Annotated in this window: 26 protein-coding genes and 1 pseudogene; 11 read left to right on the plus strand and 16 right to left on the minus strand. The window is 67.1% G+C overall.

What is annotated here, in order from left to right; translation table 11 throughout:
* Positions 1-65: 65 nt before the first annotated feature.
* The 3 genes from NEF64_RS14660 to NEF64_RS14670 form a co-directional block, all read right to left on the minus strand.
* A complete protein-coding gene (locus NEF64_RS14660) occupies positions 66-446 on the minus strand; it encodes a hypothetical protein (protein WP_234387749.1) in 381 nt (126 codons plus the stop codon).
* Positions 419-1,399: a cysteine synthase A gene (locus NEF64_RS14665; RefSeq protein WP_031395591.1), complete on the minus strand. Its 981-nt coding sequence runs from the start codon at positions 1,397-1,399 to the stop codon at positions 419-421. The genes NEF64_RS14660 and NEF64_RS14665 overlap by 28 nt, the downstream gene beginning before the upstream one ends.
* 99 nt (positions 1,400-1,498) lie before the next feature.
* Positions 1,499-1,669, minus strand: coding sequence for a hypothetical protein (locus NEF64_RS14670; RefSeq protein WP_156360231.1), 171 nt, complete (start codon positions 1,667-1,669; stop codon positions 1,499-1,501).
* Between the two features lie 233 nt (positions 1,670-1,902).
* Between NEF64_RS14670 and NEF64_RS14675 the strand changes: the two genes are divergently transcribed.
* The 3 genes from NEF64_RS14675 to aat all read left to right on the plus strand — a co-directional run bounded on the left by NEF64_RS14675 (position 1,903) and on the right by aat (position 3,878).
* Complete coding sequence (locus NEF64_RS14675) at positions 1,903-2,289, plus strand: hypothetical protein (protein WP_031395590.1); 387 nt, start codon at positions 1,903-1,905, stop codon at positions 2,287-2,289.
* Between the two features lie 118 nt (positions 2,290-2,407).
* Entirely contained in the window at positions 2,408-3,133 is a 726-nt protein-coding gene (locus NEF64_RS14680) for a ParA family protein (protein WP_031440793.1), read from the plus strand.
* A 10-nt stretch (positions 3,134-3,143) separates the two neighbouring features.
* The gene (gene aat / locus NEF64_RS14685) at positions 3,144-3,878 is read left to right on the plus strand and encodes a leucyl/phenylalanyl-tRNA--protein transferase (RefSeq protein WP_056405386.1); all 735 of its coding nucleotides are present in this window, start codon (positions 3,144-3,146) and stop codon (positions 3,876-3,878) included.
* Positions 3,879-3,913: 35 nt separating this feature from the next.
* On the opposite strand, the pseudogene NEF64_RS19380 reads toward aat, so the two are convergent.
* The 5 genes and pseudogenes from NEF64_RS19380 to NEF64_RS14710 all read right to left on the minus strand — a co-directional run.
* A pseudogene (locus NEF64_RS19380) lies at positions 3,914-4,348 on the minus strand (DUF2155 domain-containing protein); the annotation flags it as partial.
* The gene (locus tag NEF64_RS14695; RefSeq protein WP_031395586.1) at positions 4,348-4,737 is read right to left on the minus strand and encodes an NADH:ubiquinone oxidoreductase subunit NDUFA12; all 390 of its coding nucleotides are present in this window, start codon (positions 4,735-4,737) and stop codon (positions 4,348-4,350) included. The gene NEF64_RS14695 and the pseudogene NEF64_RS19380, both read right to left, overlap by 1 nt.
* Before the next feature lie 92 nt (positions 4,738-4,829).
* Complete coding sequence (locus NEF64_RS14700; protein WP_056405385.1) at positions 4,830-5,375, minus strand: DUF192 domain-containing protein; 546 nt, start codon at positions 5,373-5,375, stop codon at positions 4,830-4,832.
* 29 nt (positions 5,376-5,404) lie between these two features.
* Positions 5,405-5,995 carry a cold shock domain-containing protein gene (locus NEF64_RS14705; RefSeq protein WP_414711856.1) on the minus strand — a complete coding sequence of 197 codons (591 nt, stop codon included), beginning with the start codon at positions 5,993-5,995 and terminating at the stop codon, positions 5,405-5,407.
* Positions 5,996-6,137: 142 nt separating this feature from the next.
* Entirely contained in the window at positions 6,138-6,659 is a 522-nt protein-coding gene (locus NEF64_RS14710; RefSeq protein WP_235516278.1) for a regulatory protein RecX, read from the minus strand.
* Positions 6,660-6,930: 271 nt separating this feature from the next.
* On the opposite strand from NEF64_RS14710, the gene NEF64_RS14715 reads away from it, so the two are divergent.
* Positions 6,931-8,661, plus strand: coding sequence for a fatty acyl-AMP ligase (locus NEF64_RS14715; protein WP_056405660.1), 1,731 nt, complete (start codon positions 6,931-6,933; stop codon positions 8,659-8,661).
* Positions 8,662-8,870: 209 nt separating this feature from the next.
* The gene (locus NEF64_RS14720; RefSeq protein WP_235516277.1) at positions 8,871-11,195 is read left to right on the plus strand and encodes a putative bifunctional diguanylate cyclase/phosphodiesterase; all 2,325 of its coding nucleotides are present in this window, start codon (positions 8,871-8,873) and stop codon (positions 11,193-11,195) included.
* Between the two features lie 144 nt (positions 11,196-11,339).
* Here the strand turns inward: NEF64_RS14720 and NEF64_RS14725 are convergent, their stop codons facing one another.
* Positions 11,340-12,803, minus strand: coding sequence for a CYTH and CHAD domain-containing protein (locus NEF64_RS14725; RefSeq protein WP_252574050.1), 1,464 nt, complete (start codon positions 12,801-12,803; stop codon positions 11,340-11,342).
* 77 nt (positions 12,804-12,880) lie between these two features.
* Positions 12,881-13,804, minus strand: a complete 924-nt coding sequence (locus NEF64_RS14730; protein ID WP_056405378.1) for a helix-turn-helix domain-containing protein — start codon at positions 13,802-13,804, stop codon at positions 12,881-12,883.
* A 371-nt stretch (positions 13,805-14,175) separates the two neighbouring features.
* On the opposite strand from NEF64_RS14730, the gene NEF64_RS14735 reads away from it, so the two are divergent.
* The 5 genes from NEF64_RS14735 to NEF64_RS14755 all read left to right on the plus strand — a co-directional run bounded on the left by NEF64_RS14735 (position 14,176) and on the right by NEF64_RS14755 (position 19,381).
* Complete coding sequence (locus NEF64_RS14735; RefSeq protein ID WP_037528139.1) at positions 14,176-15,174, plus strand: NAD-dependent epimerase/dehydratase family protein; 999 nt, start codon at positions 14,176-14,178, stop codon at positions 15,172-15,174.
* A 59-nt stretch (positions 15,175-15,233) separates the two neighbouring features.
* Positions 15,234-16,109: a glutathione-dependent disulfide-bond oxidoreductase gene (gene yghU, locus NEF64_RS14740; protein WP_031395473.1), complete on the plus strand. Its 876-nt coding sequence runs from the start codon at positions 15,234-15,236 to the stop codon at positions 16,107-16,109.
* 206 nt (positions 16,110-16,315) lie between these two features.
* A complete protein-coding gene (locus NEF64_RS14745; protein ID WP_031395472.1) occupies positions 16,316-17,335 on the plus strand; it encodes a ferritin-like domain-containing protein in 1,020 nt (339 codons plus the stop codon).
* Positions 17,336-17,386: 51 nt separating this feature from the next.
* Positions 17,387-18,430: a ferritin-like domain-containing protein gene (locus NEF64_RS14750; RefSeq protein WP_031395471.1), complete on the plus strand. Its 1,044-nt coding sequence runs from the start codon at positions 17,387-17,389 to the stop codon at positions 18,428-18,430.
* A gap of 81 nt (positions 18,431-18,511) precedes the next feature.
* Complete coding sequence (locus NEF64_RS14755) at positions 18,512-19,381, plus strand: outer membrane protein (protein WP_056405377.1); 870 nt, start codon at positions 18,512-18,514, stop codon at positions 19,379-19,381.
* 54 nt (positions 19,382-19,435) lie between these two features.
* On the opposite strand, the gene NEF64_RS14760 is transcribed toward NEF64_RS14755, so the two are convergent.
* Positions 19,436-20,809, minus strand: coding sequence for an FAD/NAD(P)-binding protein (locus NEF64_RS14760; protein ID WP_056405374.1), 1,374 nt, complete (start codon positions 20,807-20,809; stop codon positions 19,436-19,438).
* Between the two features lie 179 nt (positions 20,810-20,988).
* On the opposite strand from NEF64_RS14760, the gene NEF64_RS14765 reads away from it, so the two are divergent.
* Complete coding sequence (locus NEF64_RS14765) at positions 20,989-23,109, plus strand: M13 family metallopeptidase (RefSeq protein ID WP_056405373.1); 2,121 nt, start codon at positions 20,989-20,991, stop codon at positions 23,107-23,109.
* A 147-nt stretch (positions 23,110-23,256) separates the two neighbouring features.
* Here the strand turns inward: NEF64_RS14765 and NEF64_RS14770 are convergent, their stop codons facing one another.
* The 5 genes from NEF64_RS14770 to NEF64_RS14790 are packed head-to-tail and all read right to left on the minus strand — an operon-like array spanning position 23,257 to position 26,642.
* On the minus strand, positions 23,257-24,132 hold the full coding sequence (locus tag NEF64_RS14770; protein WP_056405369.1) for an alpha/beta hydrolase: 876 nt from the start codon (positions 24,130-24,132) through the stop codon (positions 23,257-23,259).
* Complete coding sequence (locus NEF64_RS14775; protein WP_252574088.1) at positions 24,132-24,815, minus strand: glutathione S-transferase family protein; 684 nt, start codon at positions 24,813-24,815, stop codon at positions 24,132-24,134. Before NEF64_RS14775 ends, NEF64_RS14770 begins: the two co-directional genes overlap by 1 nt.
* Positions 24,815-25,450 carry a 3-oxoacid CoA-transferase subunit B gene (locus NEF64_RS14780; protein ID WP_056405365.1) on the minus strand — a complete coding sequence of 212 codons (636 nt, stop codon included), beginning with the start codon at positions 25,448-25,450 and terminating at the stop codon, positions 24,815-24,817. The genes NEF64_RS14775 and NEF64_RS14780 overlap by 1 nt, the downstream gene beginning before the upstream one ends.
* Positions 25,450-25,761, minus strand: a complete 312-nt coding sequence (locus NEF64_RS14785; protein WP_056405363.1) for a DUF5076 domain-containing protein — start codon at positions 25,759-25,761, stop codon at positions 25,450-25,452. Before NEF64_RS14785 ends, NEF64_RS14780 begins: the two co-directional genes overlap by 1 nt.
* On the minus strand, positions 25,761-26,642 hold the full coding sequence (locus NEF64_RS14790; protein WP_056405361.1) for an HAD family acid phosphatase: 882 nt from the start codon (positions 26,640-26,642) through the stop codon (positions 25,761-25,763). The genes NEF64_RS14785 and NEF64_RS14790 overlap by 1 nt, the downstream gene beginning before the upstream one ends.
* Positions 26,643-26,656 lie beyond the last annotated feature (14 nt).

A 26,656-nucleotide genomic window follows, 5' to 3' on the forward strand; every position in this document is an offset into this window, starting at 1 on the left:
CGGACGCGCTGCGTGTCAGCGTGGTCCCGTGATTTCCCCGGCGCGGCAGCGACGGAAAGCCCGGATCAGTTCGGAGTAGCGGGTGCCTGTGCGTTGACGCTGGGTGCGAGGCCCATTTCCGCGAGTGGCTCGTCAGAGCCATCGGCGGCGGCGGTCGTATTCGACACGGCCATGTTCGCGACGACATCGGCCTGCGCCGAGCCGGCGGCGACCACGGGTCGTTCGCGCGTCGCCGACCCGATGATCGCGCTGGCGAGCCCGATGAAGATCACCACTGCGGCGAGCCCGATCATGCCGACCTTGATCCGCTGCATGGTTTGCGAAGGTGCGCGTTGCGTCTGCATCTTGTCGCGCGCATCTACCCGATCATCGCGCACTTGTCGAATTTCACCATCCCGCGGCGCGCCGCCGCCCTCGCTCACATCAGGCCCTTCGCCGCGCGCCATTCGGGATTGTACAGCGTCGAGAGGTAGCGGAACCCCGTATCGCACAGGATCGTCGCGATCCGCTTGCCCGGCCCGAGCTGCCGCGCCAGCGCGACCGCGCCCGCGACGTTGATCCCCGACGACAGGCCGAGGCACAGCCCCTCCTCGTCGAGCAACTGCCGGGTCCAGGCATAGCCTTCCGCGTCCGAGATCCGGAACTGCGTGTCGATCGGCGCGCCATCGAGATTGGCGGTGATCCGCCCCTGCCCGATGCCTTCCGCAACCGAGGACCCTTCGGACTTCAGCTCGCCATGCGCGTAATAGTTATAGAGCGCAGCACCATGCGGATCGGTCAGCGCGATGCAGATCGCCTCGTCCTTGGCCTTCAGACCCAGGCCGACGCCGGCGATCGTCCCGCCCGTCCCCGCCGCGCAGGTGAAGCCGTCGATCCGCTCCTCCATCTGCCGCCACAGCTCTTCGGCGGTGCCGATGATGTGCGCGTGGCGATTGGCGGTGTTGTCAAACTGGTTCGCCCAGATCGCGCCCGGCGTCTCCTCGGCGATGCGCCGCGACGTGTGCACGAAATGACACGGGTTGGAAAAGGCAGCAGCGGGCACGAGCACGAGTTCGGCACCCAGCGCGCGCAACGTGTCCATCTTCTCGCGACTCTGCGTCTCGGGCATCACGATGATCGTCTTGTAGCCCTTGGCATTGGCGACCAACGCCAGGCCGATCCCGGTATTGCCCGCGGTCCCCTCGACGATCGTCCCGCCCGGCTGAAGCAGGCCGCGCGCCTCGGCGTCCTCGACGATGAACAGCGCGGCGCGATCCTTGATCGACGCGCCCGGATTGGTGAACTCGCACTTGCCGAAGATATCGCACCCCGTCGCGTCGCTCGGGCCCTTCAGTCGCACCAGCGGCGTATTCCCGATCAGGGCAAGCGTATCGGGGGCGGTCAGCGTATCGGATCTCATCTGCATAGCCTGTAGATGGCGCCACTGCCGGTCCGCCACAAGCGCGCTAAAACTATCCACCGGACAAGCCGGCGCACGAGGCCCCGTCAGGCCGCCCGTTCACGCCACGTCGCGCCTCACCGTTTCGATGCGGGCCTGAACGCAATCCAGTGCGTCGGACAATTTGGCGCCGAGCAGCAATTCGCCCCCCTCGTCGGCCAGGCAGAGCGCCTGGGTGATGAGCGTCGATATCGCCGACAGGCGCTCGGCGACAGGAATTTGGCCCGGCATGCAACGTCCTCTTACAACGGTTCCGTGAAATATAGTGGCAGATGCGTGACATCGGACGACCCCGGTGCCTTTATTCCCGCGTCGCCACTGCCCGAATGTGGTGGCGAAACACTGCCGGGCGCCATCGCCAATGCGACGAAACGGCGCATCCCGGGGATGACCCGTCCCGCCGGGCGCGCATCGCGGCCGCTACGGCTTGACGCGATTTGCTGCATGCGCGAAGCCCCGACGATATGAAGAAGACGCTCCCCCTCACCGCCGTGGCTGCGCTGCTTGCGCTGGCTGCCTGCAACTCCAAACCGGCTGCACCCGAGGTGGTCGACAGCAATCCCGATCCGATGGCGAACCAGCTCGCCAATGCGGCACCGGTCGAGCTGCCGCCGTCGATCAAGTCGGAGCAGACGATGCGCTGCAAGGACAACAGCCTGGCCTATGTGACCTTCTTCCAGGGGGGCAAGCAGGCCGTGGTTCGTCTCAAGGAAGGCGGTCCGGCCACGACGCTCAAGGCGCCTGCCGAGGGTGAGCCACTGGTCGCCGACGGCGGCTGGTCGATGACGGGCACCGAGAAGTCGATCGAACTGACCCAACCGGGCAAGCCCGGCCAGACCTGCCACACCTGATCCTTCAGCCGGCCACGGCCGGATGATCCCGCGCCCCGGATGACCACCAGCGTCGCCCGGGGCGTTGTTATGCCGCGACGCCTTGCCATCGGCGTCGCGCGACGGCACGCTGGCCGGCATGGCAACCATCGCGATCTACAGCCTGAAGGGCGGCGTCGGTAAGACGACGCTGGCGGTCAATCTCGCCTGGTGTTCGGCAACTCGGTCGGCACGCCGCACGATTCTCTGGGACCTCGACCCGCAGGCCGCGAGCAGTTTTCTGCTGCACGGTACCGCCGGGCGGGATCAGGCCCAGGCGATGTTCTCCCGCGATATCAGCGTCGCCAAACGGGCCCAGCCGACGCCGGTCGCGAAGCTCGACCTGATCACCGCCGACGCCTCGCTCCGCGGTCTCGACCAGCTGTTTCACACGCTCGACAAGAAAAAGAGGCTCGGCAAGCTGATCGGCGCGCTGACCGATTATGATCGCGTCCTGCTCGATTGCCCGCCGGGTCTTACCGAAACCGCCGATCAGGTGATGCGCGCCGCCGATCTGATCGTCGTCCCCGTCATCCCCTCGCCGCTGTCGCAGCGCGCCTATGAGGAGGTGATCCGCCATCTCGGCGGCAAGGTGCCCGTGCTGCCCGTCCACGCGATGGTCGATCGCAGGCGGCGCCTGCATGCCGACGCGCTGGCCGCCAACCCCGACTGGCCGGTCATTCCAATGAGCAGTGTGATCGAGGCGATGACCGTACAACGCGCGGCGGTCGGGGCCTTCGCACCGCGCTCGACCGCCGCGGCGGCGTTCGATCAGCTGTGGCGGACGATCGAACACCGGCTGGCGGCGGGGTCGGCAGCGGGCTAAGGCGCGACCGATGGACATTCTCGATCCGCGCCTCGTGCTTGGCGGCTATGCGGCCGGCGTCTTCCCGATGGCCGACAGCCGCGACGCGATCGACGTCTACTGGGTCGAGCCGCGCCAGCGCGCGGTCCTGCCGCTCGACGGGTTCCGTCTCTCGCGCTCGCTGCGCAAGACCATCGTCGCGGACCGTTTCCGCGTCACCGTCGACACGGCGTTCGGCCAGATCCTCGCGCTCTGCGCTGAAAGCGTCGAGGGCCGGCCTGAGACGTGGATCAATGCGGGGATCGAGCGGGTCTTCCACACACTGCATCTGATGGGCTTTGCGCATTCGGTCGAATGCTGGGACGGCGACCGGCTTGTCGGCGGACTATACGGGCTGGCGCTCGGGCGGGCCTTTTTCGGCGAAAGCATGGTCAGCCGCGCGACCGACGCGTCGAAGGTCGCGCTGGCGCATCTCGTCGCGCGGCTGAAGGCCGGCGGCTTCGATCTGCTTGATTGCCAGTTCCAGACCTCGCATCTCGAATCGCTCGGCGCGATCGAGATCGAGCGTGCCGATTATATCGCGTTGCTCGCCGCGGCGCTCGATGGGGTGGTCGGCTCGACCGGCTCGTCCGGTGCGGCTGCATCATTGGTCGCCACCGGGGATTTCTTCGCACTCGACCGCGCTGCCGCGGGTGCGCCGGACGATGCCGTATCCGGCCCGGTCGCGGGGAAGGTCATCGCGCAGCTTTTGGTCCAGACGTCGTAGATCGGATGCTGCACCGCGTTCAGCGCGGGGCGCTCCTTGTACAACCAGCCCGAAAATGTCCGCCGCCATTTCTTGTCGACGCCGCGGACGATCACCTGGACAAAGGCCCCCGTCAGTTGTTCGGGCTCCCAGGGCGCGGTCTGTTCGCAGGCGCGCAGGCGGAGGACGACGTCGCCCATCCGGGTCGCCTGTCCTGGCTTCAACGTGACGTCGCGCGTCACGCCGTTCCGCTTGTTGAGCAGGCCGATCACCGCGACGCGCTCTGCCATCGGCGTCCCGCCATTGGCGAGCGCCGCGCCGCCCGTGTCGATCGTCTCGACCGACCCGTCACCGGCCTGATCGCCGCCCGGCAGATCCTGCTGGACCACGACGGTCGTATCGGCCTTGCGGTTCGTCCACGCGCGATAGCCGAACCAGCCACCGACCGCGAGAACCACGACCAGGATCGCCGCAGCGATCCAGCGCTGCATCACTCAGGCACCCACGCTTCGTAATCGCCGGTCGCCGCAGCGCGCTGGCCACCCTTTTCCATCGCGCCCGTCGGGCGATAGGCGAGTGCGGTACCCGTCAGATTCGGCAGGGCGGGCTTCTGCCAGGGGCGGACCGGCGGCAGGGCACGATCGGGCACGTCGGCGACCTGATGGTGCAGCCAGCTGAACCAGGCGGGCGGTACCCGGCTGGCGTCGGTCGCACCCTGATAGATCACCCAGCGACGCGGATTACCCGCGGTATCCTTGCCGCCTTCATAATAGACGTTGCCGAGCGCGTCCTCGCCCATCCGCGTCTTGCCGCGAAGCCCGAATTTGGTGCCGAGCGTGGCGCCGTTCCACCAGGTGAAGGTCGATGCGAGAAATCCCATAGCCGCCGCTTAGCGGGTGCACGCCGCGCCATCAACCTCGAACGCAGTGCCTGCGCCATGGCGGGACGGCACTTTGCGGCGGATATGGCGGTTCAGCCCGGCGCGCCCGGCCATTCGACACGGTCGCCCTCGGCGATGCCGAGTTCCCCGGCACGCCCGCCCATGATCTCGAGCACCGCTCCGACGGGTTCGCCCGACGGGATCGGCGTTTCGGAGAAGGGGATCGTGTTCTCGGCGATCCGCGCGATCGTCCGGTCGGCGCGGATATAGATGATGTCGAGCGGGCTCGGCGTGTTCTTCATCCAGAAATTCGCCTCGTGCGGCCCGCTGCCGTCGGTCGGATAGGGCCAGAACAGCATGCCCCGATTCGGCTTGAGATCGGTCCGGTACATCAGCCCGCGGGCCTGCTCCGCCTCGGTCTTGGCGCTCTCGACGGTGAACACATGCGCGCCGTTCGCGCTGTGGATCGTCACGGACAGCGTCGCGGCGGCCTGACCCGGTGCAGCACCGGTGCCCGTGCCGGTCGCAGTGCCCGCGGCGGTAGCGTCTGGGGCGGCGGAGTCGCCGGCCCGAGCGTCGCCGTTCGAACACGCGCACAGGCCGAGCGCCAGAAGCGCGGCGAAGACGGTTTTACTCATTACATATATCCCCGGTTGCGGCGGGCCGGTTACCACGCCGGCGCGGATCGCTCCACCGTGACGGCCAGCGGCCCCTTGCGACCGGTCACGATTCGCGCCTGCAACGGCTGATCGGGCTCAACGACGTCGATCCCCGCCCGCCGCAGCGTTTCCATATGGATGAACACGTCACTGTCGTCGCTTGCCCGTACCAGGAAGCCATAGCCCTTGAGCCGGTTGAACCACTTGACGACGACGGGTTCGAACGGGCCTGCGGCATCGATCAGCGCGACCGGATCGATCCGGTCGACCGGCGCCGCCGTGCCCGGTCGTGCCGCCGTTTCCTCGACCGCGCCGCTCAGATCGATCGACAGGACCTCGCGTGCCTGGAAGCCCCGCCCGCGCTGCACCGCGACCACGTCGACCCGCGCGCCCTCTGGCAGGCTGCGCCGGCCATGCGGCTGGAGCACCGAGAAATGGATCAGGATATCGCCGATCGCCGTATCGTCAGCGACTGCGAAGCCGAAACCGCGCGTCACATCGAACCATTTGATCACCCCGCCGAGCACGGATGGCTCCGCGATAGCCTGTGCAGTCGCTTGTGCAGCGGGCGGATCGACGCCTTGATCGATGTCCGGCACTGCGCGCGGTCCTGCAGCCGCAACCGCGTCCGGTACCGTGGCCGGCCTGTCCCCGTCATATTGCGCTTCACTACGCATCGTTACGCACCCCTGCACCTTGCTAGCACGCTTCGTCGCAGCCGCAACAACCTGCAATGCGTCTTCACTCAAAATCTGTCGTATCGATCGCCTCAGACGGGGACGCGGCAAGAATTTTGCGTGCCAGATCGAAACCGTGGCCGGCGCGCACCATCGCGCTGAGCTGCTTTTGCCGCAGCGCACGATTCTCGGCCCCACCCCCGTCGCTATTCTCCGACCGGGCAAACGGGCCCAGCCGCTTGCGCTTCGCATAGGCCAGCGCCGCATCGACGTCGCGCGCCGCGATTTCGGGGGCGAGCGCATCGGCATCGGCCTCGTCAATCCCCGCCTCGCGAAACGCCCCCGCGACGCGCCGCGCGCCCAGGCCGCGGCGCTGCATCGCTGCCGCCCGCGCCTCGGCAAAGCCGCGATCGTCGATATAGCCGAGATCCGCCAGCCTCTGCGCCAGCCCTTCGGGATCGGCGGGCGACACCGCGGGGCCGGTTTCGGGCGCCTCGACCCAGCCGCGCTCGCGTACCTTGCGCCGCAGATAGTCGCTCAGGCGGCCGCGCGTGGTCGCGAATCGCTCGACATAGCGCAGCGCCAACCCCTCCAGTCCCGCGGCATCCAGCGGTTTTGGCGGGCGTTTCTCCTGTCTTTCTCGGCGGCGATCCTGGGTCACGCCATCATTGTGCCACACTGGGATAGGATTTTGAACGCCACGACCGTGCATGGCTGGCCTTTGCACGGTCTCAAGCGGCGGATGTCCCCGGACAGGCCGCGACGTGGAAGACAGGACGCACATGACGATCGACACCTTTCAGACGACGGCGACGAACGGGCTGGTAAAGCCTGCGGTCGCACCGTCGGCCGATCCGATGCCGGCGCAGCGCACGGCGACCCCCACCGCGGACACGCTGCCGCGCCGCTTCGCCGACTTCGCGACACTTGGCGAGGCGCTCGACTATGCGGCGACGGGGCAGCGCGGCCTCAACTTCCACGATGCGCGCGGTACGCTCAGCCAGCCCTATCCTTATGCGACGCTGCGCCGTGACGCGCTGGCGATGGCCGACCGCCTGATCGCCGCCGGCGTCGCCCCCGCCGACCGCATCGCGCTGGTCGCCGAGACCGGCCCAGAATTCGCCGCGCTGTTCTTCGGTGTCGTCTATGCCGGCGCCTGGCCGGTGCCGCTGCCCCTGCCGACGTCGTTCGGCGGCCGCGATTCCTATATCGAGCAGCTCCGCGTCCAGCTTTCCAGCTGCGATCCCAAGATGCTGATCTTTCCGCCCGAGCTCGCGCAGATGGCGAGCGAGGCGGCGCGTCTGGCGGGCACGCACGGGATCGACTGGTCCGAATTCGCGACCCGCGAAGCCCCCGCCGCCACGCTGCCCGAGGCACGTCCCGACGATATCGCCTATCTGCAATATTCGAGCGGCTCGACGCGGTTCCCGCACGGCGTCGTCATCACGCACGAGGCGTTGCTCAACAATCTCGCCGCGCACAGCCACGGCATGGAGATTTGCGACACCGATCGCTGCGTCTCCTGGCTGCCCTGGTATCACGACATGGGGCTGGTCGGCTGCTTCCTGTCGCCGATCGCCAACCAGGTCTCGACCGATTACCTCAAGACCGAGGATTTCGCGCGCCGTCCGCTCGCCTGGCTGGATCTCATCAGCCGCAACACCGGCACCACGCTCAGCTATTCGCCGACCTTCGGCTATGACATCTGTGCGCGGCGCATGTCGTCGCAGACCAAGGCGAGCGACCGGTTCGACCTGTCGCGCTGGCGCGTCGCGGGCAATGGCGCCGACATGATCCGTCCCGACGTGATGCAGTCGTTCGTCGACGCCTTTGCCGATGCCGGGTTCCAGGCGTCTGCCTTCCTGCCCAGCTACGGCCTTGCCGAAGCGACGCTGGCGGTATCGCTGATGCCGCCGGGCGAAGGGATCCGCGTCGAGCTGGTCGAGGAAACCCAGTTGTCGGGCGGCGCGCGCGGCGAGGACCGCCCGCAGCGCTACCGGGCGATCGTCAATTGCGGCAAGCCGGTGCGCGACATGACGATCGAGATTCGCGAAGAGGACGGCACCCCCCTCCCCGAGCGCGCGATCGGCAAGGTGTGGTGCAAGGGCAAGTCGGTGATGGTCGGCTATTTCCGCGACGACGCCGCCACCGCGGCGTGCATGTCCGACGGCTGGCTCGATACCGGCGACATGGGCTATATGTCCGACGGCTATATCTACATCGTCGGCCGGGCGAAGGACATGATCATCGTCAACGGCAAGAACCACTGGCCGCAGGACATCGAATGGGCCGTCGAGCAGCTGCCCGGGTTCAAGGCGGGCGACATCGCCGCATTCGCGATCACGACCCCGGGGGGCGAGGAAACCCCCGCCGTCCTCGTCCAGTGCCGCAGCTCCGACGAGGGCGAACGCCTGCGCCTGCGCGACGAGATCCGCGAACGCGTGCGCTCGGTAACGGGCATGAACTGCGTGATCGAACTGATCCCTCCCCGCACGCTGCCGCGCACCTCGTCGGGCAAGCTCAGCCGCGCCAAGGCGCGCAACCTGTACCTGAGCGGCGACATCAAGCCCTATGACATCGCCGCCTGACGACGCCTGCCCCGCCGCACCGTCCCGCCAGTGCGGCGGGACGGTCGCGGCCCCTGCCCCCGACCCGGTTATTTTTCACAACGCGGGGGATGGGAACGTTGCGATAACCAACGTGCATTAAGCCCGGCGGTGTGAGCAGCCAGTCGCCTTCCGGATCCGATACGCCCCCGCCGATCATGCCGGCGCGTACACGAATGTCGACGCATCACATGCCCATCGACATGCGCGCGCTGCTCGCGCTGTCGGAAGGGTGCGATCCCAGGGAATGGGGCCGGCTTCGCGCGGCGCAGCTCGACGCCGGCCGGCAACTCGCCTGGTTCGCTCTCGCCGCCAACCTGCTCGCGACCGCCGTCTGTGCCGCATTGCTCTATCCCCGGATGCCGTTCTGGCAGGTCGCGTCATGGTCGACGCTCCTGATCGCGGGGACCGTGTGGGTGACCATCCGCCGCCGCCTCGCTCCCTCGCGCGCTGCCGGGCATGGTGGCAGGACGGATATCCGGGCAACCTTGTGGGAGGGGGGCAGCCTCGCTTTGGCCTGGTCGGTCATCCCGGTTTTCTTCTGCCCGCAAGTCCCGGTCGCAACGAGCATCGGGCTCGGCCTCACGCTAATGATCGTGATGACGGGGGCAGCCTTCGCGATGGCACCGCTGCCGCTCGCCACGCTCATGTTCATCGGCACACTCGGGTTCGTATCGTGCGTCCAGCTCATGCTGATGCACGCGAGTGGAATCGCCGGGGGGGTGCTCGCCTTCACCCTGTTGCTGATGACCGCCTGCCTCAGCCGGACGCGCGCGCTGGTCACGATCCACAATGCGCAGGCGGTGCTCGACGAACGCGACGAGACGATCAGCGTGCTCCTGCTCGAATTCGAGGAGAGCGCTGCCGAATGGCTGTGGGAGACCGACGCGACACGACGCGTGATCCGGCCCAGCGCCCGTTTCGCGCGGGCGTGCGGTCGCGCGCCGGCGGATATCGACGGCATGCCGATCCTCCAGCTGCTCGCCGGACCATCCTGGGACAGCGGCACGTTCGCGGCAGGCCTGCGCGCGCTTGCCGAAAAGCTGCGCAACCGGGACAGCTTCGTCAACCTGAGACTGCCGATCCGCTTCACCGAACAGGAGCGCTGGTGGCAGCTGGCCGCCGCGCCGCGTTACGACGACCGCGGAATATTCTGCGGTTTCCGCGGCGTCGGCGCGGATGTCACGGATCAGCGCGCGTCCGCGGACAAGATCAACCGCATGGCGCGGTTCGACACGTTGACCGGGCTGCCCAACCGTCGGCTGATCACCGAGACGCTGTCCGACGCGATGATCGCGGCGGAGGCCTGTGGCGGACGCTGCGCGTTTATGATGCTCGATCTCGACCGGTTCAAGGCGGTCAACGACACGCTCGGCCACCCGGTCGGCGACCGGCTGCTGTGCCAAGTCGCGGAACGGCTCGGCCACATGATGAGCGCGAACGAATCCTGCGGGCGGCTTGGCGGCGACGAGTTCGCGCTCGTTGTCCGCGACGCCAGCGATACCGGCGCGGTCGAGGAGCTCGCCGGACGCATCATCACCGCATTGTCGCGGCCCTACGACGTCGATCATTATACGCTGCATATCGGCGCCAGCATCGGGCTCGCCTTCGGGCCACGCGACGGGCGCACGTCGGAGATGCTGATCCGATCCGCCGATCTGGCGCTCTATCGCGCCAAGGATGCCGGTCGCGGCGTGTTTCGCGTCTACGAGCCCGCGCTTTACGTCCAGGCGGAGGAGCGGCGGGTGCTCGAGATCGCGCTGCGCGGCGCACTCGATCGGGGTGAGATGTCCCTCGCCTATCAGCCGATCATCGACACGCAGGGCGGCATGCTGCGCGGCTTCGAGGCGCTGCTGCGCTGGGAAAGCCCGGAGTTCGGCACGGTCCCGCCGTCCCGCTTCATCCCGCTCGCCGAAGACGCACGGATCATCGCGCAGATCGGCGCCTGGGTCCTGCGCACCGCCTGCGCCGAAGCCGCGAGCTGGCCCGAGGGTCTGCGCATCGCCGTCAACGTGTCGCCGGTCCAGCTGCAGAATGACGGTTTCGTCACGACCGTCGCGACCGTGCTTGCCGACAGCGGACTGTCGGCCGACCGGCTCGAGCTCGAGGTTACCGAGGGCATCTTCCTGCGCGAGGATCGTGGCGCGACGACGACCCTCGCGCGTATCCTCGACCTTGGCGTACGCCTGAGCCTCGATGATTTCGGCATTGGCCACTCGTCGCTGGGCTATCTCAGCCGCACCCGCTTTTCCTCGATCAAGATCGACGGCAGCTTTGTCCGTGCCGCAGCGCGCGGCGGCCGTGAGGCGCTGGCGATCATCCGCGCGGTGGTCGCGCTCGCGCAAAGCCTCGACATCGCGACCATCGCCGAAGGCGTGGAGACGCAGGACGAGCGCCAGCTTGTCGCGGCACTCGGCTGTACGCACGCGCAAGGCGATCTGTTCGGCCGCGCGCTCCCCGTCACCGAAACCCGCACGCTGGCGGAGCGCGACTGGACTGATTCGGCCGCGGCCTGACGTCGCAATGACGCGTCAGCCGAGCATCCCGGCATAGCTTTGCAGCGGCGGCGGCAGCAGGATCGCCCGGGCCAGACACCCCCGACGACGACGACCATCGCGCACAAGCTGATCTGCATCGACATGCGCCGGTCGTGCACCCGATCAGCGCCAGAAGGCTTTCCGGTCGAGCAGCGCCGAGTGCGCCGCGGCAGCGCGGTCGAGCCGCTTGGCGTGTTTGCGATCGTCGACCAGCGCCGCTTCAGTGTCCTCCATCCCCAGCCGGGCGAGGATCGCGGGCACCGTTGCCGCGTCGTTCAGCGTGCCGAGCCGGTCCTGCAGCGTTTCGAGCGTCGAGACGAACTTGGCCTGCCGCTTTTGCTGCGCCGTATCGGCGAACAGGTCCGCGAAGAATTCCGTCGCATAGCGCAGCGTCTTGGCGTCCTTGCGGATCGCATGACGCTCGTCGTCCGTCAGCAGCGCGAGCGATGGCGCGTCAATCTTGAGCGCCTTGCGTCGCTTGCGGAGCGCCGCCGCTGCAAATTCGCGGGCGGGCGCCTCGCGCACCGCCCGCGTCGCGTCCGCCGTCGACCAGTCGCCGACCGCGAGCCACTGCGTCAGATCGAGCATCACCGCCCGCACGCGCGACGACTTCAGCGCCACATCGACCTCGTCATAGGCCAGCCCACGCGCCGCCTCGATCCGGTCAAAGACGTCCCCCGCGCCCAGCTTCGCCGCCGCCATGTCCGTCAGCACGTCGAGATCGCGCGCCTGCCCAAGCGTCTGCGCCAGCCAGCGCAGCTCGGACCGGAAATGCGCCGTCTGCTCGCGTCCCAGCACGCGCTTGAAGAGCCCAAGCGCGGCGCGCGTCCGCCGCAACGCGACACGCGCCTGGTGCAGCGCCTCCGGCGCGCGCGTCTCGAGCAGGATCGTCTCGTTCAGCCGGTAGTGCCGCAGGCAGGCGCCAATAACTGTCCGGAGCGCCTCGATCGTCGTCGCGCCGCCATCGAGCGACACCGGCTCGGCCTTGAAGGCGCGACGCACTGGCCCGGTCAGGCCGTAACCGCGCTCGGACTTCGTCACGACGCCCAGCCGCAGCGGCACCATATCCGCGATCCGGCGGGCCAGCGTGAACAGCGCGATCGGGTCGCCGCGCTTGAGTTCGATCTCGACTTCGCAGACCGGCGACTGCCGCTCGCCAACCCGGACCATCCCGCGGTCCAGCACGAGTTCGATCTCCGCCCCGTTCTCGCTGATCTCCCAGCTGCGTCGTTCCACCGACACGGTGAAGGCCGGCGCGAGCCGTTCGGTCGTCCCGTCGAGCAGCGCGAAGACCGGCGTAATGTCGTCGAGACGCGGACGATCGTCCGTGACCGGCCGTTCCCATTCGGGGCGCGAGAACAACCCCGCGCCCTTTGCCGGGTCGATCTTGATCGTCTGGATCCGCGTATCGCCCGCGCGCCGGATCCGCAGCGACGCGCCGTGCTCCCGTAGCGTTTGCTCGGGCGTGTCGAAATAGATCGCCTCGAGCATCGTGGTACGGGTCGCGTCATCCGACGGCAGTTCGCGCACGATCCGGTCCGCGGCGTCCGCCGTCAGGACGAGCTTCAATTCGACTTCCTGCATCATCCCAGTGTCCGATCTGCGTTCTCCTTACCATAACGCATATCGGCGATGGAGGGCACAACCGGACTTGCGTGCTGCGGCTAGCTTGTCAGTTCGTCGCGGCGGCCACGGCCGTCATGGACGATGCGGATGATGCTGCTGACACTGACCGGGGGCGTCGGGATGTGCAGCGCCTGGGTCGGCGTACCGATCACCGCCGCGCGGGCACGCAGGCTGGATTTCAGGAACAGCGTCTCCGATGCGAGGAACCGGCGCGGCGTCGTGCCGAGGAACGTCGTCGCATCGCGCAGGAAATGCGACGCGTCGAAATAGCTGCTGTCGATCGCCGAATAATCGACATGGCCATCGGGCCGGATCAGCCGGATGAACGACCGCAGAAAGCGCGCGCGCCGCAGCAGCATCTTGGGCAGCATGCCGAAATGGCGGGTGGCGAGCCGCCTGAGCGCGTGCGTCTCGATCCCCAGCCGGTCGGCGACGTCCTGCATCTCGATCACCCCGTCGGTCACCGTCAGTGCGGCGAATGCACGGATCAGTTCCTCCTGCGGGTGCCGGCGCTGGAACAGCGGTTCCAGCACGTCGTCGAGGAACGGCTTGATCATCGCATCGTCGGACAGCGCGTCGAGCCCCGTCGTCAGCCGGCGCGACACCTCCGGACCGAGCAGCGTCTCGAGCGGCACGATACGGTTGCGGAAATCGCCCGCCAGCCGCGACGTCATCCGGGACCAGCCGATCGCGCTGATTCCGATCCCGACCGCGACGCCGCCATGTGTGACGGTGCGAAACGCGCGGCTGGTCGGGCCGTAGAGACTGGCGCGCTCGAGCGGCCCGAACCGGTGATTGCCGATCGCCACGGTGATCGGCCCCGCATCCGCCAGAATAGAAATCATAACTGGTGCAGGTAGATACCAGTTGACGAGCGGGTTGCGATCACTGGCCGAATAGATCGCATATCCGGTCAGGCATTCGGCAAGGCTTGCCTGGGGCAAGTCATACCGCATCCGCATTCCCGGTGGCATCGCAAATTTTTCCGGCGATACACCCGGAGAGTGTGTTCCACCAAAAACTTGATCTACGTTCATACCATCCACTCGTTTCTGTACGGAAGTATCCGCGCGCTTGCGGCCTATGGCTATACTGCTTTGCAGCGAAACGCTAGTTGTCCTATAATCTGTCTTAGTATTGATTGGCTTCAATACTTTGCCCGTTCTTCGCCGGGTCTCGACATTGAAGACCGGCCACCGCCGCCGCCGTCCCGGTGATGGACGTCGCGTTCGCGCCGCCTCGCGCGGCACAGCAGGGATGCGGGATTGATGGGGTTGACACTGGTATCGGCATCGCTTCTCGGTGCCGCCGAACCCATCAGGAAAGAACAGCGATGACAGTGATCGTAACCGGCGCCGCCGGCTTCATCGGCATGCATGTCGCGGACGCGTTGCTGGCACGTGGCGAAACGGTGTTCGGCATCGACGAGTGCAACGCCTATTACGACCCCGCGCTCAAGGCGGCGCGGCTCGCCTATCTGCGCGACCGGCACGGCGCGGCCTTCACCTTCGCCAAGCTCGATTTCGCGGACACGCCCGCGCTCGACGCAGCGGTGGCAGGCCTCGACATCGACCGGATCGTCCATCTCGGTGCGCAGGCCGGCGTCCGCTACTCGATCGAGAATCCGATGGCCTATGCCCGGGCCAATCTGGTCGGGCATCTCAACATCCTCGAACTCGCGCGCGCGCGGCAGGTCCGGCACCTGGTCTACGCCTCGTCCTCGTCGGTCTATGGCGGCAATGACAGCGTGCCCTTCCGCGTCGAGGATCGCACCGACCGCCCGCTGTCGCTCTATGCCGCGACGAAGAAGTCGAACGAGCTGATGAGCGAAAGCTACGCGCATCTCTATCGCCTGCCGCAGACGGGGTTGCGTTTCTTCACCGTCTACGGCCCCTGGGGGCGTCCCGACATGATGATGTGGATCTTCACCAAGGCGATCCTCGCGGGCGAACCCATTCCGGTGTTCAACGCAGGCCGGATGGAGCGCGACTTCACCTATATCGACGACATCGTCGCCGGCATCGTCGCCGCGCTCGATGCGCCGCCCGCGGATGATGGCCAGGCGAAGCCCGGCGGCAGCATGGGGCCGCACCGCGTCTACAATATCGGCAACAGCCGCGCCGAACAGCTCGGCGAGGTCATCGACGTGCTCGAGCAGGCGATCGGTCGCAAGGCGATCCGCCAGGACCTGCCGATGCAGGCGGGCGATGTCGTGCGCACCTGCGCCGATGTCAGCGCGATCGGCAACGATCTCGGCTTCGCCCCCACCACCAGCATCACCGAGGGCGTGCCACGCTTCATCCGATGGTATCGCGACTATCACGGCGTCTAGGCGTTAGGATCGCCGAGACCGAACCCCGAGCCCACCCTTTCGATGCACGGAGCAGCCCGATGACCGACGCCCCGACCTATACCCCCCCGGCAATCTGGACCTGGAACCGCGACAATGGCGGCCGGTTCGCCGCGATCAACCGGCCGGTCGCCGGATCGACGCATGACAAGGATCTGCCGGTCGGGCGCCACCCGCTGCAGCTCTATTCGCTCGGCACGCCGAACGGGGTGAAGGTCACGATCATGCTCGAGGAGCTGCTCGCGCTCGGCCATGCCGGCGCGGAATATGACGCCTGGCTAATCCGGATCAACGAAGGCGACCAGTTCGGCAGCGGCTTTGTCGAGATCAATCCCAATTCGAAGATCCCGGCGCTCATGGATCGCAGCGGCACGACGCCGCTGCCGATCTTCGAATCCGGCGCGATCCTGATGCATCTCGCGGAGAAGTTCGGCGCGTTCCTGCCGACCGAACCCGCGGCGCGCGCGACCTGCCTGTCCTGGCTGTTCTGGCAGGTCGGCAGCGGCCCGTTCGTCGGCGGCGGCTTCGGCCATTTCTACGCTTATGCGCCGGTCAAGATCGAGTATGCGATCGACCGGTTCGCGATGGAGGCCAAGCGCCAGCTCGACGTGCTCGACCGGCGTCTTGCCGACAGCGCGTATCTGGCCGGTGCCGCCTATACGATCGCCGACATGGCCGCCTGGCCCTGGTACGGGGCGCTGGTCCAGGGGCAGCTATACGACGCCGGTGAGTTCCTTCAGGTCCAGGACTATCCGAACGTGAAGCGCTGGGCGGATGCGATCGGCGCACGCCCCGCGGTCCAGCGTGGCCGCATGGTCAACCGCGTCATGGGCGATCCCGCGAGCCAACTCCACGAACGCCATGACGCCACGGATTTTGCGACCCGTACACAGGACAAGTTAAGCCCGCCATCCTGAATGGCGCTATAAATGCTGTGGTGCAGCATTACTGAAAACATTGCGCGCGATTAGTGTAATTGGAGAAGTTTGCCTAAGTATTCCATTTATTTGCAACTTTATCTCCCAGCTCCCGTTCCTTGAACCGTTGTGCACACAGGATCGCCCGCCAGAGGCGATCGAGGCCGACCGTGTGCCGACGTGCCTGGTTCAGGGAGATGAAGCCAATGACCCAATCAACCCATCTGATCGATGCCCTCGATGCCCGTGTCGAACGGCGCAACGACCGGCGCGAGTTCTTCAAAAACGCACTTGGTGCGGCTGCGATGACGGCAGCCGGAGCGACCGCTCTGTCCCTCTCGAGCGCCGCCGCGGCACAGTCGGTAACCGACGCCGACGTCCTGAACTTCGCGCTCAACCTCGAATATCTCGAGGCGCAATTCTACTCCTATGCAGCCTATGGCACCGGACTCGACAACGCTCTGCTGACCGGCAGCGGTACGCAGGGTGCCGTTCGTGGCGGCCGCAAGGTCGCGTTCACCGATCCCATCGTCGAGCAATATGCACGCGAGATCGCACAGGACGAAATCGCGCATGTCAGGTTCCTGCGCACTGCGCTTGGCAGCTCGACGGTGTCGCAGCCGGTGATCGACGTCAGCGTCTCGCCGACCAGCGCCTTCTCGGTTGCTGCGCAGGCCGCCGGGCTCGTGCCTGCCGGCACCGCGTTCGATCCCTATGGCTCGGACGAGGCGTTCCTGCTCGGTGCGTTCATCTTCGAGGACGTCGGCGTCACCGCCTACAAGGGTGCCGCCCCCTTGCTCACGAACAAGACGTTTCTCGATGCCGCGGCCGGCCTGCTCGCGGTCGAGGCCTATCATGCCGCGATCGTCCGCACGACGCTGTACGGCAAGGGTATTGACGTGCCGTCGTTGCGGACCTCCGCCGATGCCATTTCGCGCGCGCGCGACAGCCTCGACGGCGGTGGCGCCAACACGACGATCTTTGGCGCGAATGATATCGACCAGGGCATCTCGTCCTACAGCGCGACGCCGATCAACCTGTCCGCCACCCAGGCGGCGGTGACCGTGTCGAACATCGTGCCGCTCGACGCCGACGGTGTCGCCTATAGCCGCTCGGTGAGCCAGGTGCTTAACATCGTGTACCTGAACAGTGGTGCAGTGGCCGCGGGCGGGTTCTTCCCGGCAGGCATGAACGGCAACATCAAGACGAGCACCGCAGCAGCCTGAACCGCTTCAGCTCTGCCGTAAGCTTTCTTTGCTATTCAGGGGATTAACCCAATGACCGACCTCAATACCAAGCTCGAAATATTCGACGCCATCGCCGCCCGGCGCAACGAACGCCGCGGCTTCCTGCGCTTTGCCGGTGGCAGCGCGCTTGCCGTCGGCGGTGCGTCGCTGCTCGCGGCCTGCGGCAACGACGATGCCGATCTCGCACCGTCGCCGACGCCCACGCCGACACCCGCGACGGGGTCCGCCATCACCGATGCCGACGTGCTGAACTTCGCGCTCAACCTCGAATATCTCGAGGCGCAGTTCTACGCATTCGCGACGTTCGGCGTTGGCCTCAACGCCAGCCTGCTGACCGGTACCGGGACTCAGGGCGCCGTGACGGGTGGCCGACAGGTGCCGTTCCAGGACGCGATCGTCCGTGAATATGCGCGCGAAATCGCCATCGACGAAGTCGCGCACGTTGCCTTCCTGCGCCGGGCACTCGGCACTGCCGCAGTCGCACAGCCTGCACTGGACATCTCTGCCGGCACCGCGGCTGCGCCGGGCGCCTTCACCTTGGCCGCACGTGCGGCACGTGTCGTTCCGGATACGGGCGTGTTCGATCCGTATGCCGACGACAACAGCTTCCTGCTCGGCGCGTTCATCTTCGAAGATGTCGGCGTCTCGGCGTACAAGGGTGGTGCAACGCTGATCGGCAACAAAACCTATCTCGAGGCGGCCGCCGGCATCCTCGCGGCAGAGGCGTATCACGCCGGCCTGATCCGCACGATCCTGTATCGCAAGGGACTGCAGACGCCGTCGCTGCGTACCGCCGCAAACCAGATCAGCGACGCGCGCGACAGCCTGGACGGCACCGTCACCAACGCAACGACGGGCATCATCGGCGACATCGATCAGGGCATCACCGGCATGGATCCAACCGTGTCGAACATCGTCCCGACCGACGCCAACGGCCTGGCGTTCAGCCGGTCGGTCGCACAGGTGCACAACATCGCCTATCTGACCAACACCGCAAAGATTGGCGGGGGCTTCTTCCCCAACGGCACCAACAACCGCACCGATGCACTGCGCACCAGCGGCGCCAACGCGTGATCGTCGTCACGAACTGAAACAGGACAACCTGGGCCGCGGCGTACATTGGGCGCGTCGCGGCCCCTCGTTTGGGGAACGACCATGAAGCATTACATGAATCTGACCGCGCTCGCCGGCCTCGCCGTTGCGGGCCTTTTTGCCGTTCCGGCCGTCGCACAGGAAACCACCGAAGATCGTCCGTTCTCGGGTGTCTATATCGGCGCCGCGGGCGGCTATGACGTGCAGGGCAATGACGTCGGCTCATCGATCCTGTTCGACCGCAACGGCGACGGCGCTTTCAACGACAGCGTCAACACCATCACCGGCGCCAACGCCTTCTCGCCAGGCTTCTGCAACGGCTCGGCCCGTACCGGTGCCGCGGCTTCCGGCTGCCGTAACGACGACGATGGTTGGGCCTATTACGGTCGTGCAGGCCTCGACGTTCAGCGCGGCAACATCGTCGTCGGTGTCGTCGGCGAATTCGGCACGAGCGACATCACCGACAGCACCTCGGGCTTCTCGACCACGCCTGCGAGCTACACGATGGCGCGCAAGCTGAAGTGGGAAGCGTCCGCCCGCGGCCGCCTCGGCTATGCTGCCAACACCACGCTGTTCTACGGCACGTTCGGTGCGGGCTATGCCAAGATCGACAATCTGTTCTTCACGACGAACACGGCGAACGCGTTTTCGGCGACTGGCTCGAAGAACCAGTGGGGCATTCTCGGCGGCGGCGGCATCGAGCAGAAGCTGACCAAGAACATCTCGATCGGCATGGAATACATGTTCCATCAGTACCAGGACGACGACGCGCGCGTTCGCGTGACGGCGGGCACGGCGCTGGCCGGCAGCCCGGTTCTGCTGGCGAACAACCCGTTCCTGATCGCGCCAAACACCAGCGGCACCGATTTCCGCCGCAGCGACGAGAAGTTCCGCTGGCACAGCCTGCGCGCCACGGCGGCGTTCCGGTTCTGAGCCCATACGCTGCCAGCATTGCATGATGCTGGCAGCGTAGCGCTTCCGGCGAGCCTAGAGCCCCTCGCCCCCGACCCACTGCGCATTCGACAGGCGCCGTGCCAGATCCCAGCTTTGCTGCCGGATATCGGGGACCGCGACGACCTCCCACAATCCGCCGCGGGTCATCGGCCCGATACAGTGCAACCGCTGCTCGGCGTTACCGTCACGCCCGATCGCCTGCGACTGCGCATCGACATCGATCCCGAGACGAAGCGGATCGGGCCGGATGGCCCCGTCCGCGATCAGATGCCGGATCAGCGGCTCGCTCGATCGCATCAGGTCGCCCTGCGGCCCGGTACAGTTCACGATCCGCGCCGCCCGCGTGACGACCGCCTGGTCCGAACCGCGTGGCCGCCAGCTTAGCTCCACAGCATCACCGGCTGCCGCGGCGGACACGATCTTTCCCGCTGTGAACCGGAGCCGCCCGGTCGAGACCAGCGCATCGACCCGGTCCGCGACCTCCGGCGCCAGCCGATGCCGGTGGACGTCCCAATAGGGCCGTGCGTGCCGCAGGAACCGTGCGCGCTGCGACGTCGGGGCGGCGGCCCAGAGCATCTGGGTCACGGGGCGAAGCTCGTCGACCGCCGCGCGCCAGCCATCCGCCTTGGCACGGTCGCGGACGTGCCGGACGATCGCCGACAAATCCCCCTGCGGCTTGTCGAGGACCCGCGCGGGCGGCGCGCCATCGACATGCCGCCGCGGCGACAGCCCACGCCGCGACACCGCCAGGATCTGTCCCGAAAATCCGCCCGCATCGAGCAGCAGCGCGGCGTCGATCGCGGTCAGCCCGGTCCCGACCAGCACCACCGTATCGTCCGGCCCGAGCCCCTCGCCAATGTCCGAGGCCCAGGGATCCGCGCTATAGCGTCCGGGCGGAAGGTCGTCGGGGTTGAGCCCCGGCGGCGTGTGCGGCGGCAGGTTGCCGAGCGCGAGCACCGCACTGTCCGCAGCGATCGCGCTGCCATCCGCCATCGTCACCGCAAGCCTGTCGGTCCCGGCGAAATCGATCGCGCACACCTCCCCTTGCGCAAGCACAAGCCGCCCCGCCGATTGCGCGATCGTCGCGTCGAGCATCTCGCGCAGATACAGGCCGTAGGTCGTGCGCGGCACGAACGTCTTGCGGTCGCCGTCACCGCGCGCTTCGAGCCAGCGGACGAAATGATCGGGATCGTCGGGCAGCGCGCTCATGTTGCCCGCGCGTACGTTGAGCAGGTGGCTCGGATGCGCTGCACTATAGGCGACGCCGCGTGCGAGCTGGCGCTGACGCCGCTCGACCAAAGTCGCGCGCGGCCCGCCGTGGCGCATCAGGTTGATCGCCAGCAACGTGCCCGAAAAACCGCCCCCGACGATGACGACATGATCGTCCGGTCCCGCGATACGTGTCATCCTGCCCCCATTTGCCGCAAAATCATCGTCCCCGCTCGATAGGCGCAAAGCGGCCCGACGCACAGCCGGCACGCGCAACGCACGGGGAACATAGAAGGATTGCACAAACGACAGCGCTGTTGCACTTTCTCGTCCATGGCCTGCCGGTCCCGGTCTGGCCCTCCCCCGGAGATCGCCCTGTGAAATCGAAGTTCGCCGTTCTTGTCTCGCTGATCGCCATCGCCGCCGCCACGCCCGCCACCGCGCAGGACCTTCACGCCTGTATCGACGAGGCGTGTACGCTCGAATCGATCCTGCCGCAGGACGCGGCATCGGGCACGCCCGCAGCCGATGCGGCGGCCGCGACGCGCTATGGCCGCTGGGGCTTCGACCTTGCCGGCATGGACAAGAGCGTGAAGCCCGGCAACGACTGGTTCGACTATGTGAACGGCAGCTGGGTCAAGAGAACGCAGATCCCGGCGGACCGCTCGTCCTACGGCGCCTTCGCGGTACTGCGCGACCTGTCCGAGGCACGCATGCGCACGCTGGTCGAGGGCTATAAGCCCGGCGACGCCGCCAACCCCGATCGCGCCAAGGTCGCGACGCTCTACCAAGGCTTCATGGACGAAGCCGCGATCGAACGCGCTGACGCTGCACCGCTGTTGCAGCGGCTCGCCCCGGTCAAGGCCGCGACGACGAAGGACGATGTCGCGGTGCTGATGGGCAAGTCGATGGGCGGGTTCGGCGCCAGCTTCTTCGGTCCCGGCGTCAACGACGACGCGAAGCAGCCCGACGTCTATGCGCTGTATCTGCGCCAGTCGGGCCTGGGGCTCGGCGACCGCGACCTGTATCTTGATCCGAAATTCGCGCCGCAGGTCGTGCGCTACCAGGCCTATGTCGCGCAGATGCTCGGCATGGCGAACTGGCCGAACGCGCAGGCCGCCGCGGCAAAGATCGTCGCGATGGAGACGCGGATCGCGCAGGCGCACTGGACCCGCGCGCAGAGCCGCGACCGCGACAAGACCTACAACCCGATGACGCTCGCGCAGCTTCAGGCGCAGGCGCCGGGCTTCCCCTGGGCCAAGTTCTGGACTGCCGCGGGCATCGACAAGGCCAACCGCGCGATCGTCGCGCAGAACACCGCCTTTCCGAAGATCGCCGAGGTCTTCGCCACCACCGATCTCGACACGCTGAAAGCCTGGCAGGCGTTCCGCACCGCCGACGACATCGCGCCCCTGCTGTCGAAGCGGTTCGTCGACGCCAATTTCGACTTCCGTTCGAAATTCCTCAACGGCCAGCCGCAGCAGCGCGATCGCTGGAAGCGCGGGATCGGCGTTACCGAACGCGCGCTGGGCGAGGCGATCGGCCGCGATTACGTCGCGCTCTATTTCCCGCCGGCATCGAAGACCAAGATGGACGAGCTCGTAGGAAACCTGCGGATCGCGCTGCGCGGGCGGATCGACGGTCTGCCCTGGATGGGTGCCGCGACCAAGCAGGAGGCGCAGGCCAAGCTCGCCAATTTCAGCGTGAAGGTCGGCTATCCCGACAAATGGCGTGACTATAGCGCGCTACAGATCACCCCGGGCGACCTGATCGGCAATGTCGAACGCGCCGGGCGGTTCGAATGGGACTATCGCCGCAATCGCATGGGCGGCCCGGTCGACAAGGCCGAATGGGGCATGACCCCGCAGACCGTGAACGCCTATTACAACTCGGTGAAGAACGAGATTGTCTTCCCCGCGGCGATCCTCCAGCCGCCCTTCTTCGATCCCGATGCCGATCCTGCGGTCAATTATGGCGGCATCGGCGGCGTGATCGGGCACGAGATCAGCCACGGCTTCGACGACCAGGGTCGCAAGTCCGACGGCAAGGGCGTGCTGCGCGACTGGTGGACCGCACAGGATGCCGCCAAGTTCGAGGCGCAGGCGGTCAAGCTCGGCGCGCAATACGAGGCCTATACGTTCGAGGGTCTGCCCGGCGTGAAGATCAATGGCCGCGCCTCGATGGGTGAGAATATCGGCGATCTCGGGGGCGTGCTGATCTCGCTCGACGCCTATCACACGTCGCTCGGCGGCAAGCCTGCGCCGGTGCTCGACGGCTATAGCGGCGACCAGCGCTTCTTCCTCGGCTGGGGTCAGGTCTGGCGTACGCTGTTCCGCACCGAGGCGCTGCGCCAGCAGCTCGTCAGCGATCCGCACTCGCCGGGGCAGATCCGTGCGATCAACCCGCTACGCAACGTCGACGCCTGGTACAAGGCGTTCGACGTGAAGCCCGGGGATGCGCAATATCTCGCGCCCGCGGACCGCGTCCGGATCTGGTAAGGCCGCAAGCCCGCCGCCGGGCACGAAAAAATCCGGCGGCGGGCCAAGGTCGGGGCGGCAGGGCTCCGTCCTGTCAACGAGGGTGGCGGTGTTCCTGCTCGTCCGTCGTCATCCTCGCCCCCCGACCCTCGAACGGCCGGGACGCGGTCAGCGCATCGTCCGGTTCAGGAATGCCACGCTGTCCGCCAGCACCGGCGCCTTGCTGCGGAACGGCTTGGACAGCGCCATCGCAACGTCCTCATGGCTGAGCCCCGGATAGTCGACATGCCGCACCGGTGCACCGAGCGCGGTCAGCTTCGCGGCCAGATTGTCGGCATTGTGCGCCTTCACCTGCGTGTCGTTGCCCGCCGACACGAGCAGCATTGGCGGCGCATCGCGTCGCGCGAAGTGGATCGGCTGGGTCATCACCGGATCCGCCGCCCCCTGCATCGCATCGATCGCGCGCCTGGCGGTGAACGGGTAGAAGTCATAGGGCCCGCACAACCCGACCGCGGCCTTTATGATCCGCGGGTCGACACCTTCCGCACGCAACCAGCGTGGGTCGAGCGTCAGCATCGCGACCGTATACGCCCCCGCGGAATGCCCCGCGACCGCGATCCGGTTTGGGTCGCCGCCCGACGCCTCGATATGATCGCGCGTCCACTTCACCGCCTCGGCGCCATCCTGAAGGAAGGCGGGGAAGCGGACGTCGGGAACCTTGCGGTAGTCGGGCATGACGACGACGTAGCCCGCCTTCGCATAGGCGCGCGCGGCAAACGCATAGGCACTGCGCGACCCGTGCACCCAGCCGCCGCCATACCAGAAGATCAGCACCGGCAGCCCCGTCTTCGCGCCGCCCGATGGCCGCCACACGTCGAGTTTCTGGCCATGCGTGCCGAACGGAACGCCCTCCCGTACCCGTGCGGTGCCGCGGCCGCCGCCCATTACCCCATCGAGCACGCTGAGCGTCCCCGGCCCCGCGGTGAACGCCGTACCCGCGATCAGGATCACGACCAGCGCTATGACAATGGCAACGCGGCGCATCAGCGGCGGAAATCTGCGGTAATCGATCCGCTGGCCGCCAGCTCGGCCTCGTGCCCGGCCTCGCGCCACGTCTCGGCGAGCGCGGCGTCTTCCCATTCGCGCATCGCCGGATGCGCGAGGATCCGCTCGACCCACGCAAGGCCCTGCGGACCGACATCGATCCCGTAGGTGCGGACGCGAAACGCGACAGGCGCAAAGAACGCGTCGACGGCGGTGAAGTCGGCGCCTGCGAGCCAGGGCCCGCCGAACCGATCGATACCTTCCGCCCAGAGTTCGGTGATGCGCGCGACGTTGCGGTCGAGCGCGTCACTGCCGGGAATCGGATCGACGCGGACGCCGACGTTCATCGTCCGCTCGTTGCGCAGCGCCGCGAACCCGCCATGCATCTCTGCTGCCGCGCAGACCGCCCATGCGCGCGCGTCGTGATCGGACGGCCAGACGCCATCGTGCCGCTCGGCGAGGTAGAGCGCGATCCCCAGCGAATCCCACACCGTCCGCTCGCCATCGATCAGCACCGGCACCTGCCCGGTCGGCGAGAACATCCGGAACGCGTCGTAATTTTCGGGCGCGAGAAAGGGTTCGATCCGATCCTCGAACGCTATCCCCAGCGCCCGCATCAAGACCCACGGACGGAGCGACCAGCTGGAATAATTCCGGTTCGCGGTGACGAGCGTATAGCCCATCAGGTGGTGTAGCGCGCGGTGGTCTTCGCCGCGACCTCGTCCGCGGTCACGCCGGGCGCGAGTTCGACCAGCCTGAATCGCGAATCATGGTCGCTACGCTGGAACACCGCCAGGTCGGTGACGATCATGTCGACCACGTTCTTGCCGGTCAGCGGCAGCGAGCAGGACGGAATGAACTTTGGCGTCCCGTCCTTGGCGGTGTGATCCATGACGACGATGATCTGCTTGACGCCCGCGACCAGATCCATCGCGCCGCCCATGCCCTTGATCATCTTGCCCGGGATCATCCAGTTGGCGATGTCGCCGTCTTCGCTGACCTCCATCGCGCCGAGCACCGTCAGGTCGATATGCCCGCCGCGGATCATCGCGAAGCTGTCCGACGAGCTGAAATAGACCGACGAGGGCAGTTCGCTGATCGTCTGCTTGCCCGCGTTGATCAAGTCGGCATCCTCTTCGCCCGCATAGGGGAACGGCCCGATCCCGAGCATCCCGTTCTCCGACTGGAGCGTGACGGTCATGCCGTCGGGAATGTTGTTCGCGACGAGCGTCGGGATGCCGATGCCGAGATTGACGTAATAGCCGTCCTTCAGTTCCTGTGCGGCCCGCGCCGCCATCTGGTTGCGATCCCACGGCATCAGTTGAGCGTTCCTTCCTGGATGGTGGTGATGGTCGTGACCTGGTCGCGCAGTTCGGCGCTGACGCCGTCGACGATCGCCTGCAACGCGGCATCCTCGGCCATGCCCCAGGTGCCCGCATAGGCGCGGGCGGCGTGACGGATCGTGTCGGCGAGGAGGTAGCCGAACACGGTCGGATCCTCGAGGATGCCCGCGTCGATCAGTACGTTGCTGCCCGCATTGTTGGTGATCCAGATCCGCGCGACCTCGACCGATTCGTCCGTCAGCGCGGCGCCGGGATCGAGTTTGATCGCGTTGGGGTGGTCGGTCATCAGTGGATTCCCTGTGTCGGCGCCCAGTGGATCGCGGGCGGAAAGACCTCGTCACGGCTACCTTTCAGCGCGGTGCCGTAGACGGGGTTGGGCAGCACGAACCACCCTGCCCCCCATTTCGCCGTGATCGCGGGCGACTGCACCACCGCACGCCGCGCGGCGGGGGTCTGGCCTGCGTTGAACAGATCGCTGAAATCGCCGAGCTGGTCGCCGCCCATCGCGACGACGCAATATCGGGCGGCGATCGTCGCGCGGCGGCCGTCCTTCTTTGATCCGGTCGCGTCGTCGCCGGCTAGGAACAAGGTCTCGCCGTGGCGGGCGGGGCCAAGCCCTGCAGCTTCGATCGCCGCCTGGGTCTGCGCGGCATTGGCGGCGGCGCGGTTGGAGTTGAAGACCACCGTCACGCCCATCGCGCGCAACTGCGTCAGTGCGGAGCGCGCGCCGGGAACGGGCGCGACCTGCTTGATGCCGGTGCGCTCCCACTCCTGCCAGCGCGGTTCGGACCAGGGGCGCCCCGTCGACGCATCATATTCGAAGCCGAGGTTAAGCAGCACGGTCTCGTCGACGTCGAACACCGCGGCCCTCGGCTTGGCGCCGCATGCGGTCCAGCGCGGCGCGGCGAGCGTTGCGCCTGGCGCGAGGACGACCGATGTCGGCGTGCGCTGCGCACGGACATAGCCGACGAGCGCGTTCCATGCCTGGATGCTGGCAGCGGCGGCCTCGCCGGAGGCGTAGAGATACTGCATGCCCGCCGGGACGCCGTCGACGGTCACTGGTGCGGCGACGATCGCGGTCGGCGAGGTCACGCTGACGCACCCTTGCAGAACGAGTGCTCCTGCGAGCGCAGCGGTCCAAGGAATATGGCCGCGTTTGCGGCACATTATCGGGCTTGGTT

The organism is Sphingomonas aerolata (assembly GCF_023935825.1).
Classification (GTDB): domain Bacteria; phylum Pseudomonadota; class Alphaproteobacteria; order Sphingomonadales; family Sphingomonadaceae; genus Sphingomonas; species Sphingomonas aerolata.

Bases quoted from the DNA above. Each gene is read 5' to 3' on its own strand.
- NEF64_RS14660 (WP_234387749.1), bottom strand. From the start codon at position 446: ATGGCGCGCGGCGAAGGGCCTGATGTGAGCGAGGGCGGCGGCGCGCCG.
- NEF64_RS14665 (WP_031395591.1), bottom strand. From the start codon at position 1,399: ATGAGATCCGATACGCTGACCGCCCCCGATACGCTTGCCCTGATCGGG.
- NEF64_RS14670 (WP_156360231.1), bottom strand. From the start codon at position 1,669: ATGCCGGGCCAAATTCCTGTCGCCGAGCGCCTGTCGGCGATATCGACG.
- NEF64_RS14675 (WP_031395590.1), top strand. From the start codon at position 1,903: ATGAAGAAGACGCTCCCCCTCACCGCCGTGGCTGCGCTGCTTGCGCTG.
- NEF64_RS14680 (WP_031440793.1), top strand. From the start codon at position 2,408: ATGGCAACCATCGCGATCTACAGCCTGAAGGGCGGCGTCGGTAAGACG.
- aat (WP_056405386.1), top strand. From the start codon at position 3,144: ATGGACATTCTCGATCCGCGCCTCGTGCTTGGCGGCTATGCGGCCGGC.
- NEF64_RS14695 (WP_031395586.1), bottom strand. From the start codon at position 4,737: ATGGGATTTCTCGCATCGACCTTCACCTGGTGGAACGGCGCCACGCTC.
- NEF64_RS14700 (WP_056405385.1), bottom strand. From the start codon at position 5,375: ATGAGTAAAACCGTCTTCGCCGCGCTTCTGGCGCTCGGCCTGTGCGCG.
- NEF64_RS14715 (WP_056405660.1), top strand. From the start codon at position 6,931: ATGCCGGCGCAGCGCACGGCGACCCCCACCGCGGACACGCTGCCGCGC.
- NEF64_RS14720 (WP_235516277.1), top strand. From the start codon at position 8,871: ATGCCCATCGACATGCGCGCGCTGCTCGCGCTGTCGGAAGGGTGCGAT.
- NEF64_RS14725 (WP_252574050.1), bottom strand. From the start codon at position 12,803: ATGATGCAGGAAGTCGAATTGAAGCTCGTCCTGACGGCGGACGCCGCG.
- NEF64_RS14730 (WP_056405378.1), bottom strand. From the start codon at position 13,804: ATGCGGATGCGGTATGACTTGCCCCAGGCAAGCCTTGCCGAATGCCTG.
- NEF64_RS14735 (WP_037528139.1), top strand. From the start codon at position 14,176: ATGACAGTGATCGTAACCGGCGCCGCCGGCTTCATCGGCATGCATGTC.
- yghU (WP_031395473.1), top strand. From the start codon at position 15,234: ATGACCGACGCCCCGACCTATACCCCCCCGGCAATCTGGACCTGGAAC.
- NEF64_RS14745 (WP_031395472.1), top strand. From the start codon at position 16,316: ATGACCCAATCAACCCATCTGATCGATGCCCTCGATGCCCGTGTCGAA.
- NEF64_RS14750 (WP_031395471.1), top strand. From the start codon at position 17,387: ATGACCGACCTCAATACCAAGCTCGAAATATTCGACGCCATCGCCGCC.
- NEF64_RS14755 (WP_056405377.1), top strand. From the start codon at position 18,512: ATGAAGCATTACATGAATCTGACCGCGCTCGCCGGCCTCGCCGTTGCG.
- NEF64_RS14760 (WP_056405374.1), bottom strand. From the start codon at position 20,809: ATGACACGTATCGCGGGACCGGACGATCATGTCGTCATCGTCGGGGGC.
- NEF64_RS14770 (WP_056405369.1), bottom strand. From the start codon at position 24,132: ATGCGCCGCGTTGCCATTGTCATAGCGCTGGTCGTGATCCTGATCGCG.
- NEF64_RS14775 (WP_252574088.1), bottom strand. From the start codon at position 24,815: ATGGGCTATACGCTCGTCACCGCGAACCGGAATTATTCCAGCTGGTCG.
- NEF64_RS14780 (WP_056405365.1), bottom strand. From the start codon at position 25,450: ATGCCGTGGGATCGCAACCAGATGGCGGCGCGGGCCGCACAGGAACTG.
- NEF64_RS14785 (WP_056405363.1), bottom strand. From the start codon at position 25,761: ATGACCGACCACCCCAACGCGATCAAACTCGATCCCGGCGCCGCGCTG.
- NEF64_RS14790 (WP_056405361.1), bottom strand. From the start codon at position 26,642: ATGTGCCGCAAACGCGGCCATATTCCTTGGACCGCTGCGCTCGCAGGA.